Genomic DNA, 12,316 nt, shown 5'->3' on the forward strand with positions numbered 1-12,316 from the left:
GCAAAAGTAACAGCATAAAAAATTACTGTTTTTCTAAAAATACAAACTCTAAATTATCCTTTATTTTCTCTCTTTTAAATTCCTTATAGCCATTTTTAACATAAAGCGCTAAATTTTTTTCGCTTTTTGTACTGGTAAATAGTTCATAACGTAGCTGCGGGTAATATTTCTCTATGGTCATTAAAAGTAATGTGCCTAACCCTTGATTTTGTTGATTTGGGCGTACTATAAGCTTGCCAATATAGAGCGTATTATCATCTGTATAGCCTCTTACTGAGCCAATAATTTGATGATGGGTATCTGTAGCTTTTAAAATAATGCCTTGCTTAAACTCTTTTTCAATATCGGTAAGCGTTTGTGTAAGGGGTGGTATATTAAAGTTATTAAGTAATTTGGCTTCACTTTGATAAGCTAATTTTTGTAGCTCTAATATGGCAGGCAGGTCTGTTATAGTGGCTGGTTCGATAAACATTGATCATTCCCTTTGCTAATGTCTTGGGCTACTATACATAGTCAAAAAGCGGTTAGTAAAGATAAAAGTCATATCAGGAAATATATGGAATTAGTTTTTTTAGGTACTGGTGCAGGTTTACCCACTAAAGAGCGTAATGTTAGCAGCTGCGTACTTAATTTAATGGTTGAGTGCAATGCCCTATGGTTGTTTGACTGTGGGGAAGGCACACAGCACCAATTTTTACAGACAAGATTAAAAATTAATAAAATCGATAAAATTTTTATAACCCATTTACATGGCGATCATCTTTTTGGTTTACCAGGTTTATTGGGTAGTCGTTCTTTTAGGAATGAAGCGGGTGAATTAACTATCTATGGTCCAAAAGGGATTAAACAGTTTTTAGAGGTTGTACTAAAAATTTCCGAAAGTTATATCCCGTATCCGCTTAATATTGTAGAGATTGAAGAAGGGATTGTTTTTGAAGATGAACAATTTATTGTGACTACAGCACTTTTAGATCATAGAATAGCTAGCTATGGTTTTAGGGTTGTAGAGAAGGATAAATTGGGGCGTTTAGATGTTGATTTGCTAAAAATAATGGATATTCCATCAGGCTCACACTTAAAGCTTCTTAAAGAAGGACAAATAGTTACTTTAGAAGATGGTCGTGTTATCGATGGTAAAGATTTACTTAAATCACCTGAGAAAGCAAAGGTAGTGGCTATTTTTGGTGATACAAAGCCTACGCCTTCAGCTATTGCGTTAGCGAATAATGCAGATATTATGGTGCACGAAGCTACTGTAGAAGGCTCTTTAGCAGAGAGTGCTGCAAAATATGGTCACTCATCAACTCTCCAAACAGCCACTATTGCCAAACAAGCAAAGGTTAAAAAATTAATTATTACCCATATTAGCGCACGTTATGGACTTTCGGATTATGAACGTTTAGTTGCTGAGTGTAGAACTATATTTGCTAATACTGAAATGGCAGAGGATTTCTCTGTTTTTAAGGTATAAAAAGGGGATTACCATCCCCTTAATAAACTAAGCTTTTGGCAGAGTAACACCCGTTTGACCTTGGTATTTACCTCCACGATCTTTATAAGAAACTTCACATACTTCATCTGATTCTAGGAATAGCATTTGTGCCACGCCTTCATTAGCGTAGATTTTAGCAGGTAAGTTGGTGGTATTAGAAAACTCTAAGGTTACATGGCCTTCCCATTCAGGCTCTAAAGGGGTTACATTAACGATAATACCGCAGCGTGCATAAGTGCTTTTACCTAAACAAATAGTTAGTACATTACGTGGTATACGGAAATATTCAACGGTACGAGCAAGGGCAAAGGAGTTAGGTGGAATAACACAGACATCACCCACTATATCTACAAAACTCTTTTCATCGAAATGTTTTGGATCTACAGTAGCTGAGTGAATATTGGTAAATACTTTAAATTCATTGGCACAACGTACATCGTAACCATAACTAGAAACACCATAAGAAATAAGCTTTTCTGCACCTTCTGTACGAACTTGACGTTCAACAAAAGGTTCAATCATGCCATGTTCTAATGCCATACGGCGAATCCACTTATCTGCTTTTATACTCATGCCAAAGATTCCAGTAGTTGTTTAAAATAAGCACTAATTTTAACAGAGACTAAAATGAGGTTCTATCATTTAAATTAACTAGCTATTGATTAGTGAGGTAGTATTAAGTAATTAATGCATATAGTTACTTATCAATAGGCTTTAGTAGATAAAAATAATAAATAATGCATAGATCACATACCACAGAATAGCTGATCTAATCAGTAGATTCCATAATACATCCAAAGAAGATATTTGTTCTTCATCTTCACTCACTTCTTGTGATTGTATGGCTGCAATACCTGCTTTATTTATTAATTCTTTTGCAGATAGCTTTTTATTGAAAAGTTCTTTAATAAGGACATCAAAGCAAGTGGTAAAGTGACCCACTAAGCAGAAACTATATATTAGGATACGGCTAGGCAGCCAATCTAAATAATAGCGAATAGATGAAGCCTTTGCTCGTAACTGTTCATTAACAGTTAAATCATCCACCATTGCAATCAAACGATAGAAAAGGGGAATAAGTGGGCCAAGTAACATATACCAGAATACAACAGCAAAAAAGCCTTCATAGCTCTGCCATAGCAGTTTGCTTTGTGCTTGATAAAGCAATTGGTTTGGGTTTTCTGTGTCTACATCTGTTAAATCGAGATCGCGCTCAGCAGCGATCTTTAAGCCTTGTTGATCACCACGCCGCCATGCATCACGGAATGAACCAAAACGTTGTAGCAAATCGCCTCGCCCTAAGGCGTAGAGCATAACCGCAATATCAATAAAGAATAAGAAAATACCATGAAATACGTTGTGAAGCAGGAAAATAATAATCCCAATAATAATCACAGGTAACAAGGTTAATTTAAAAATAGCATAATTTGCACTATTACCATGTGAAGTTTGATTTTCAGCTTGTTGTAGTTGATGTAGCCAAAAGCTGTCTTTTTGGATATGACCACGGCCATTAGAAAGTTTTTCTACAGCAATTAAAATAAGTAGCACCAAAAAAGACATTAGTTTCTCCTAAAGGAATATAGGATAATGAGAATTAGATTTGTATGATAACTTAAACAATAAGTGAATAGTATGGCTGATTTATTAGTAATTGTATAACGTTGTTGCGCATACTATACAGTAAAAGAGAGTAGCTTGTTTTAATCATCAAGATAATTTTTAATCACTTTAACAGCGACAATCGCTATAATAATAACAATAACTATGGTGATAGATAGAGATAAAATACTTGAAGTCATTAATTTGTTTCCTATTTTAGTCACTAATTTAATATAGTTAGTAACTTATTACAATCCTTGTTTATAGTTTATGTGAAGCACTAAACAAGGTTATTAGTGGCGATTTAAATAAGTATATTAATATGTCTAAAGTAATTGTAAAACGGGTAATGGTTGCTTTTATTTGTGTAATTATTATTCCTAGTAGTTTTTATTTATTACTGAAAGGATTTCAGGGAGCTAGGTATTATCAGCGCTACATAGAGGCGCCAAAGCTAGCATGGAATCAAATAAAAACAATAGAAGCAGCGAATTTACCGAGTGACGCATTAATAGAAGCTAATCTAAATAGTAAAATAATAGATTGGTCTGTTAATGGCAAAAATGTTAATCGAATCATTCGCTTATTTCGTTTTAGAGAACTTGCGATAAAAGAGCAAGAAAATAAATTATTACTCTGTGATTTACAACGTTATCGTTTAAAACGCCCTATAACAAAAGATTATTATGATGTGATTTTTAATGATAGTGCTAACGATAATAAACAAAACATGCAACAATTAAAGGCGTATTATATACAAGAAGTTAATAATAACTGGTTGCAAATACTTAATCTTTCTTGTGAGGCAAAATAACCATGCAAAAGAAAGTGATTAATTATTTGCTAGTGCCGTTGGTTATTGTTGTTGCTTATGGTTTTTTAATGCAGCAGGCGATTGAGCAAGGGCGTTTTTATCATGCGCAAGAAGACTATTTATTAGAGGCCTCTTTGTTAGCCTATAACCCAGTAATAAATTTACTAGAGCAAGAACGGCAAGATCAAACAACAATAGAAAAATTCTCAACGTTAAATTATATACAATTTTATGATTTGTTAATTCGTAGTAATAATATGCCTAAAACTAATTTGTTAGGCACTGTATTAGGTGTTGTGAATGATCAGATAGATACCATTCCATATACACAAAAACAACAACGTTTGATAGCTCAACAAGTAATTCCTTGTCGCTTGTTAAATCGTAAACAAAAAGGGTTAATTCCTGAAGGTGAACAGGTTTTAAAAAATTACCAAAATAACTTTGCTGACTTATTAAAATTACAATTAGATGAAAAGCAAATAGTAACCATATGGTCAAAATTAAGCTGTAATTAATTATGATAAGTTATAAGCAATAACAAGCAGAATTTTAAAGAAATTAACTATTTATATAAGTTTGTAATACTAATTGATGTTGCTAACCTTATAGGTTAATATGACAAAAAGGTAGCAGTAATCGCTAAGCTTGTTATAGTAATTTTTGTAATAAATGGAATATTTTTATATGAAACTATATAAAAAAGGCACAACAATGACTATTAATAAATGTCCAGAGTGTAGTGCAAAGCTAGTTAAAGATAAAAAAGATTTTACCTACGTTTATAAGGGGGAAAGTGTCACCCTTAAAAAATTACCAGGTTTATATTGCACAGGTTGTGATGAAGTGATTTATGACTCAGCAATTAGTCGATTAATTAATGATGCAGCCAATATTTTAAATAAAAAAGTAAATGCTAAAGAAATAAATCCAGAATTTATAATAAATGTTCGTAAAAAACTAGGTCTTACTCAACAAGAGGCTGCTGATATTTTTGGTGGCGGTGTAAATGCCTTTTCACGCTATGAAACAGGTAGAGCAGTACCGCCAGTATCGGTTCTAAAACTACTTAAAATATTAGATAAGCATCCTGAATTATTAGCAGAGTTAAAAGAACATTAATAACTGCCGTTCAAGCAAGATACTTTGCTAATAATAAGCAGGGATTAGCCTCATTCCAAAGAGTAGTAAATACTTCTAAAGGACGAAATTGCATTTTCAGATAAAAACTTCTAGTTCTTGCATAATAGGGGTCTTTGTTTGTTTCAGCTAGCGTCTTAACTGTTAAATATTCTGTTTTGTTGGCTTTACAATATAACTCTACTTGCTTAACTAATTGCTGTCCGATACCTAAACGATGATATTTTTCTAAAACAGCCATTACATAGATTTCAGCAGTGTAGTAATTATGTTGCTTTACTGCGATAAAGCCAATGGCCTGCCTGTTATCAACAAAAGCCCAAAAGCTCATAGCTTGGCATTGCTTTGTATAGTCAACTATAGCGCTTTCAATACCAAACCAATTAGGGAGACTTCTAAGGGTGGTATTGCATATTTCCATCTTTCGTTGTGGATTGTCTATATGATTGATTTTAATCATTTTAACTTTTCAATAATTAGTCGTGTTAATTTATAAATAAGTATAGCTTACTCAAAAACTAAATAGCCTAGTTAAGTTAGCCTAATGGGTACTATAGAAAAAAGCCAGACACTCTATAATTACGCGCAGGATTATTATTGATAATAATGAGGAGCAAAATGAAAAAAATAATAGTTAGTGGTCTGGGGCTCTTACTAGCAACCAGTGTTTATGCTGCATCTCCTTACGATACGGTGATGGTTAGATCAAGTCAAGGTGAATTAAGTGCTGTTTCTGTAGCTAATAAAGCATTTTATGTAAAGAGTTTTAATGTGGAGTTAATCAATATCGGCCCCAAGCCTGTCGATCTCTCAAAAGTATGTTTTAAAGCTTATGATGATAAAGGTAAAGAATTTAAGGTAGATACCATTGATGAAGTATTTACAACAGGTATTCTAAAGGCACAAGGACATATTAAAAGTTTTATTGAATTTGCCTCAGAAGATGATGCAGTTTATAACACGCAGATAGTCAAACTAGCCACGGACTGTGATTAATATTTCACTATTAAAAAAGGATTGAGCTTATAGAAAGCTCAATCCTTAATTATTATTTAATTCCTAAACCGTAAGCAACACCTTCACCATAAGCTTGGTCAGCTTTTAAGAAGTGTTCTATTTGACGACGTTGGATCGTTTCATCAATTCCTTTCATGGAATTAACAATGTTATCGATTAATAAAGCTTTTTGCTCATCATTCATTAATCTGAATAATGCACCTGCTTGGCTATAGTAATCGCTATCTTCACGATGGTCATACTGATAAGCTGGCCCTGAGTTTGCTACTGGGTAAACAGGCTCTTTGATATTGGTTTGTTTAGGTGCATTTTCAAAACTATTAGGTTCATAGTTTGGTGCACCGCCATTATTACCATCAAAACGCATCGCACCATCACGTTGATAAGTATGATAAGGACATTTAGGGGCGTTGACAGGTAATTGTTGATAATTAGTACCCACTCGATAACGTTGTGCATCAGCATAGGCAAACACACGACCTTGTAACATCTTGTCAGGTGATAAACCTGTGCCAGGCACAACGTTGCTAGGTGCAAAGCTAGCTTGTTCTACCTCAGCAAAATAATTTTCAGGATTACGATTTAACTCAAATTCACCTACTTCAATTAGTGGAAATTCTTTTTGTGACCACACTTTAGTAACATCGAATGGATTTTCAGTACGTTCACTGGCTTGTTGCTCAGACATTACTTGAATATAAACTCCCCATTTTGGATAATCACCACGCTCAATTGCATGGAATAAATCATCTTGGGCGTAATCAGGGTTAGTACCTGCTAATTCTTCGGCTTGTTTAGGATGGATATTTTTAATACCTTGCTTAGTCTTAAAATGCCACTTAACCCACGTACGCACACCATCTTTATTAATTAAACTATAAGTGTGGCTACCAAAACCGTGCATATGGCGATAACCATCTGGAATACCACGATCTGAGAATAAAATAGTAACTTGGTGTAAGGACTCAGGAGAAAGAGACCAGAAATCCCACATCATACGCGGGCATTTTAAGTTAGTTTTAGGATCACGTTTTTGGGTATGAATAAAGTCAGGAAATTTGATTGCGTCACGAATAAAAAACACAGGTGTGTTATTACCCACGATGTCAAAATTACCTTCTTCTGTATAGAATTTTAAAGCGAAACCACGTGGATCACGTGCGGTATCTGCAGAACCACGTTCACCGCCAACCGTAGAGAAGCGAACAAACATAGGAGTTTGTTTAGCTACATTGGAAAATAGTTTGGCGAAAGTATATTGAGTAATATCATTAGTCACTGTAAATGTACCATGAGCGCCTGAACCTTTAGCATGAACACGTCTTTCAGGTATGTTTTCACGGTTAAAGTGAGCTAATTTTTCCACTAAATGAAAATCATCTAAAGTAACTGGACCACGTGGACCAGCCGTACGAGAGTTTTGATTGTCTGCTACAGGAGCACCGTTGGCTGAAGTTAAAATCGTTTTATTAGTCATGTTATCTCTCCAATGAGAACTATTTTTGTATGCTTGGAGAAAGTATAGAAATATATTATTGATTATAAAAATTAATAAAAACTAAGAATATGATTTATTTTTTATATTGGATTATTATTTGCTTGCATCTTATGAATCTAATGCATTGCTATATAATGAATTTTTATAAATAAAATAAATTAATAGCGGCTGATTTCAATATATTCTATTAGTATAAAAAATTAATATGATATTGATTAATAATTAATCATTGGTAAACTCACGATATAAAAATAGTTGACAGTTGCTAGGGTATTCCTATTATCATTAGCTAATTATTAGCCTGTAATTACTATTTTAAGGATACTTAAATGACATTAGGTGCTATTCGCCATGATTGGACATTAGCAGAAGTTCACAATTTGCTTACCATGCCCTTTAATGATTTGATATTTCAAGCTCAAACAGTACATCGTCAGTACTTTGATGCTAATCAGGTGCAAGTATCCACATTGTTATCGATTAAAACTGGCGCTTGTCCAGAAGATTGTAAATATTGTCCACAATCAGGCCACTATGATACAGGACTGGATAAAGAAAAATTATTAGAAGTTCAAAAGGTACTAGAAGAAGCCAAAGTAGCTAAGGAAATTGGTTCTACACGTTTTTGTATGGGGGCTGCGTGGAAACATCCAACGGTCAAAGATATGCCCTATGTACTAGAAATGGTGAAAGGTGTTAAAGCATTGGGTTTAGAGACATGTATGACGCTAGGTCGTTTAAGCCAAGAACAAGCAATGCAATTAGCCGATGCAGGCTTAGATTACTATAACCATAACTTAGATACTTCGCCTGATTTTTATACCAATATTATTACTACCCGTACCTATAGCGAACGATTACAAACACTTTCTTATGTCCGTGAAGCGGGTATGAAAATTTGCTCAGGTGGCATTTTAGGGATGGGGGAGACATTGGATGATCGTGCCAATTTATTAATTCAATTAGCTAATTTACCTGAGCATCCAGAGAGTGTACCTATTAATAATCTAGTAAAAGTAAAAGGTACTCCCTTAGAGAATGCAGAAGATGTAGAGCCTTTTGATTTTATTCGAATGCTTGCTGTAGCAAGGATTATGATGCCGAAATCCCATGTTCGCTTATCCGCAGGACGTGAGCAAATGAATGAGCAAATGCAGTCTTTAGCTTTCTTAGCGGGTGTTAATTCAATTTTTTATGGTGATAGATTATTAACTACCTCTAATCCACAAGCAGAAAAAGACCGCGCGTTATTTAAAAAATTAGGCATTAAGCCTGAGCAAAGGCAAGATCATGCAGACGAAGTACATCAGGCAGCGATTGAACAAGCAGTCTTAGAACAACGTCAATCGAATATATTTTATGATGCTGCAAAAGCTTAAATCGAGGTTAGTATGAGCTTTGATTTAGCGGCACGTTGTGCTGAGCAAAAGGCAAAACATCTCTATCGTAGTCGTTTAAATTTACAAAGCCCACAAACACCAGAGGTTAAAATAAATGGCCAAGATTATTTGGCTTTTTGTAGTAATGACTACCTAGGTTTAGCTGCCCATTCTAAAGTAATTGAAGCGTTACAGCTAGGCGCAAAACAGTGGGGAGTGGGTGGTGGTGCTTCTCATTTAGTAATTGGACACAGCGAGCCACATCATCAACTAGAACTTGAGTTAGCAAAATGGACTAAGCGTGAGCGAGTATTATTATTTACCACAGGTTATATGGCTAACTTAGCAGCAGTTACCAGTTTGGTAGGTAAGCAAGACACTATTTTAGAAGATCGTTTAAATCATGCCTCATTATTAGATGCTGGTTTATTAAGTGGCGCTCGTTTTTTTCGTTATCAACATAATAACCCTGCTAATTTACAATTACGCTTAAAAAGAGCACAGGGAGATACATTGATTGTAACTGACGGTGTATTTAGTATGGATGGCGATCTAGCAAACTTACCTGCTATTTGCCAAGTAGCTAAACAACATCAGGCATGGGTAATGGTGGATGATGCGCATGGTTTTGGTGTGCTAGGTGAAAACGGCGGAGGGATTGTAGAGCATTTTGGTTTAACCACTGCCGATGTACCTGTATTGGTGGGTACTTTAGGCAAAGCCTTTGGTACATCAGGTGCTTTTATTGCAGGTAGTGAAGACTTAATAGAAATACTGATCCAATTTGCGCGCCCTTATATTTACACCACTAGTCAATCACCTGCCATAGCGGCGGCCACTTTACAAAGTCTGCAACTTATTCAACAACAAGCATGGCGTAGAACACATTTAAATAATTTGATTAAGCTATTTAGAGAGGGGGCGGGGCAAATTGGTTTGCCTGTAATGGATAGCCAAACAGCTATTCAACCTATTCTCATAGGTAGTAGCGAACAAGCGATGCAGTTTTCTGAAGCCTTAAAAGAACAGCATATTTTAGTGACAGCAATTCGTCCCCCTACTGTTCCTAGTGGTAGTGCAAGATTACGTATAACTTTAACTGCGGCACACACAGAAAATCATATTGAGCAACTATTGCAAGCATTAGCAATTTGTTGGCAGCGTTTTAAGGGTTCTAATAAATGAAACAGTCAATATGTCTAGTTACAGGTTGGGCTGTGGGAACTGTACCTTTAGAAAACTTAGCCAAGCAATTAACGGTTCTAGGCTATGAGATTAAACTATTAGATTTACCCTATTTAGTTGATGCTACTCAGTGGCTAGCTAGCCTTGCAAAACAGTTACCAGAAAAAAGTTATTGGATAGGTTGGTCTTTAGGCGGGCAGTTACTTAGTCAAGCCACTCAATACTATAGTGAGCAATGTCTAGGTTTAATAACTTTGGCTAGTAATACTTGTTTTAAAGCTAAAGCAGATTGGCCTACAGCAATGGAGGAAGATATATTTTTAAGCTTCCAACAAAATTATATGCAAGCACCCAAGCAAACCATAAAACGTTTTTTACAGCTAGTTGCACAAGGTGGTACCGATACCAGACATCTGGTCAGGCAATTACAACAAGGTTTAGTCGATAACTCAACAGCACAGGCTAATGCAGGTTTAGAGCTTTTAGCGGAATTAGATACTCGGCAGGCACTAAGGCAGTTTAAAGAGCCACAATATCACTTGTTAGCTGAGTTTGACGCATTAGTCCCCAGTAATTGCAGTAAAGCATTGTTAAATTTATTGCCAGAGGCATCCGTGGAGTTATTAGAGAATACAGGACATGCTTTTCCTGTACAGCTATATCCTTTAGTGGCTGAAAAAGTAGATCAATTTATTAAGGCTAACTTATGACAGCACTAAGCAAACCTAGTAAATTAGCGATTGCTGACTCTTTCTCTAGAGCAGCGGTTAGTTATGATCAGTCTGCACAGTTACAAAGAGTTATTGGTCAAAATCTATTAGCAAGGTTACCAGATACTTTTCAGGCCAGTAGTATTTTAGACTTAGGTTGTGGTACAGGTTATTTTACTAAACAATTAAATAAAAAATTTCCACAAGCTGCTTTATTTGGCTTGGATATAGCAGAGGGAATGCTAAAACAGGCACAACAATCTGTAAAACTTAATAGTTGGATAACTGGCGATGCAGAACAACTCCCTCTAAAAGATAATAGTATAGACCTTGTTTTTTCTAATTTAGCTTTACAGTGGTGTCATGATTTTTCGGCTGTAGTTGCAGAGGTGCATCGTGTATTAACTCCACAGGGTATCTTTTTATTTACTAGTCTCTGTGATGGTACCTTAGGCGAATTAAAACAAAGTTGGCTGGCTGTAGATAATTATATTCATGTTAATAGTTTTAATAACTATCAATATTACCAACAGCTTATACAGACTAGTAAGTTTATTATTGAAGACAATCAATGTATTGCTGAAACAAGTTATTACCCTAGTTTGAAATTATTAATGGGCGATTTAAAGGGTATAGGCGCTCATAATATTAATCCACAACGGCATAAGGGATTAACAACACGTCAACAGTTAAATACCTTAATAAAAGCTTATGAGCAATATCGTACAAAGCAAGGTTTACCTGCGACTTATCAAGTTATTTATAGTTATTTAAAGAAAGGATAAAGCCATGGCATTACAAAAAACCTTTTTTATTACAGGCACTGATACAGAAATAGGTAAAACTACCATCGCCTGTGGTTTATTAGCTGCTGCAAAAGCTAAAGGATTAACAACAGCAGCAGTAAAGCCAGTGGCCTCAGGATGTGAAAAAACATTAGAAGGTTTACGTAATGAAGATGCTTTAGCATTATGGGAGCAATGTTCGACACCCTTAGAGTATTCAGAAATTAATCCATTGGCTTTTCAGCCTGCAATAGCTCCTCATATTGCAGCACAGGAAGCTAAGGTAAATTTATCAATAACAAATTTATTACCAACCGTACTAGCGACTTTAAAAAAAGCGGCTGACTTTAATGTGATAGAAGGGGCAGGTGGTTGGCGAGTACCTTTAAATGACAATGAATATTTATCTGATCTAGCGAAAAATTTAAAAATTCCTGTTGTTTTAGTGGTAGGCATTCGCTTAGGTTGTGTTAACCATGCATTACTAACTAAACAAGCTATTGAACAAGATGGATTACAAGTAATTGCTTGGGTGGCTAATATTATTGATGCTAATACATCTCGCTTGGATGAAAACATACAAACATTGCATACACATTTAGCATTACCTTGTTTAGGTGTGGTGCCTTATATAGACAATATCCATGCTGAGCAAGTTAGCAGTCATTTAGATATTAACCCTTTATTATAGGAG

General features: G+C 35.2%; 15 protein-coding genes. 10 read left to right on the forward strand and 5 right to left on the reverse strand.

Annotated elements, in window-relative coordinates; all coding sequences use genetic code 11:
* Positions 1–22: 22 nt before the first annotated feature.
* Complete coding sequence (locus tag JHT90_RS07270; protein ID WP_201095593.1) at positions 23–472, reverse strand: GNAT family N-acetyltransferase; 450 nt, start codon at positions 470–472, stop codon at positions 23–25.
* 84 nt (positions 473–556) lie between these two features.
* Here JHT90_RS07270 and rnz point away from each other — a divergent pair, with 84 nt between their 5' ends.
* Positions 557–1,471, forward strand: a complete 915-nt coding sequence (gene rnz, locus JHT90_RS07275) for a ribonuclease Z (RefSeq protein ID WP_201095595.1) — start codon at positions 557–559, stop codon at positions 1,469–1,471.
* 27 nt (positions 1,472–1,498) lie between these two features.
* Here rnz and dcd read toward each other — a convergent pair whose 3' ends face one another.
* Together dcd and ampE are read right to left on the reverse strand one after the other, a co-directional pair.
* On the reverse strand, positions 1,499–2,065 hold the full coding sequence (gene dcd / locus JHT90_RS07280; protein ID WP_201095597.1) for a dCTP deaminase: 567 nt from the start codon (positions 2,063–2,065) through the stop codon (positions 1,499–1,501).
* A gap of 141 nt (positions 2,066–2,206) precedes the next feature.
* Entirely contained in the window at positions 2,207–3,055 is an 849-nt protein-coding gene (gene ampE / locus JHT90_RS07285; RefSeq protein ID WP_201095599.1) for a regulatory signaling modulator protein AmpE, read from the reverse strand.
* A 361-nt stretch (positions 3,056–3,416) separates the two neighbouring features.
* On the opposite strand from ampE, the gene JHT90_RS07290 reads away from it, so the two are divergent.
* From JHT90_RS07290 to JHT90_RS07300, 3 genes are all read left to right on the forward strand, one after another.
* Positions 3,417–3,908 (forward strand): hypothetical protein, encoded by a 492-nt coding sequence (locus JHT90_RS07290; RefSeq protein ID WP_201095602.1) that lies wholly within the window; start codon positions 3,417–3,419, stop codon positions 3,906–3,908.
* A gap of 2 nt (positions 3,909–3,910) precedes the next feature.
* Positions 3,911–4,426, forward strand: coding sequence for a hypothetical protein (locus tag JHT90_RS07295; RefSeq protein WP_201095604.1), 516 nt, complete (start codon positions 3,911–3,913; stop codon positions 4,424–4,426).
* Between the two features lie 169 nt (positions 4,427–4,595).
* Positions 4,596–5,030: a type II TA system antitoxin MqsA family protein gene (locus JHT90_RS07300; protein WP_236254066.1), complete on the forward strand. Its 435-nt coding sequence runs from the start codon at positions 4,596–4,598 to the stop codon at positions 5,028–5,030.
* A 10-nt stretch (positions 5,031–5,040) separates the two neighbouring features.
* On the opposite strand, the gene JHT90_RS07305 is transcribed toward JHT90_RS07300, so the two are convergent.
* Positions 5,041–5,508, reverse strand: coding sequence for a GNAT family N-acetyltransferase (locus JHT90_RS07305; RefSeq protein WP_201095606.1), 468 nt, complete (start codon positions 5,506–5,508; stop codon positions 5,041–5,043).
* A 158-nt stretch (positions 5,509–5,666) separates the two neighbouring features.
* On the opposite strand from JHT90_RS07305, the gene JHT90_RS07310 reads away from it, so the two are divergent.
* On the forward strand, positions 5,667–6,044 hold the full coding sequence (locus tag JHT90_RS07310; protein ID WP_201095608.1) for a DUF4354 family protein: 378 nt from the start codon (positions 5,667–5,669) through the stop codon (positions 6,042–6,044).
* Between the two features lie 52 nt (positions 6,045–6,096).
* Here the strand turns inward: JHT90_RS07310 and JHT90_RS07315 are convergent, their stop codons facing one another.
* A complete protein-coding gene (locus tag JHT90_RS07315; protein ID WP_201095610.1) occupies positions 6,097–7,542 on the reverse strand; it encodes a catalase in 1,446 nt (481 codons plus the stop codon).
* 350 nt (positions 7,543–7,892) lie between these two features.
* Between JHT90_RS07315 and bioB the strand changes: the two genes are divergently transcribed.
* Genes bioB through bioD form a run of 5 tightly spaced genes read left to right on the forward strand, consistent with a single transcriptional unit; the run spans position 7,893 to position 12,313 of the window.
* The gene (gene bioB, locus JHT90_RS07320; protein ID WP_201095612.1) at positions 7,893–8,942 is read left to right on the forward strand and encodes a biotin synthase BioB; all 1,050 of its coding nucleotides are present in this window, start codon (positions 7,893–7,895) and stop codon (positions 8,940–8,942) included.
* A 12-nt stretch (positions 8,943–8,954) separates the two neighbouring features.
* Entirely contained in the window at positions 8,955–10,127 is a 1,173-nt protein-coding gene (gene bioF, locus JHT90_RS07325) for an 8-amino-7-oxononanoate synthase (RefSeq protein WP_201095614.1), read from the forward strand.
* Positions 10,124–10,837: an alpha/beta fold hydrolase gene (locus JHT90_RS07330; protein WP_201095616.1), complete on the forward strand. Its 714-nt coding sequence runs from the start codon at positions 10,124–10,126 to the stop codon at positions 10,835–10,837. Before bioF ends, JHT90_RS07330 begins: the two co-directional genes overlap by 4 nt.
* Positions 10,834–11,622, forward strand: a complete 789-nt coding sequence (bioC, locus tag JHT90_RS07335; protein ID WP_201095618.1) for a malonyl-ACP O-methyltransferase BioC — start codon at positions 10,834–10,836, stop codon at positions 11,620–11,622. Before JHT90_RS07330 ends, bioC begins: the two co-directional genes overlap by 4 nt.
* A gap of 4 nt (positions 11,623–11,626) precedes the next feature.
* Complete coding sequence (gene bioD / locus JHT90_RS07340) at positions 11,627–12,313, forward strand: dethiobiotin synthase (RefSeq protein WP_201095621.1); 687 nt, start codon at positions 11,627–11,629, stop codon at positions 12,311–12,313.
* Positions 12,314–12,316: the final 3 nt, after the last annotated feature.

Source organism: Entomomonas asaccharolytica, from assembly GCF_016653615.1.
Classification (GTDB): domain Bacteria; phylum Pseudomonadota; class Gammaproteobacteria; order Pseudomonadales; family Pseudomonadaceae; genus Entomomonas; species Entomomonas asaccharolytica.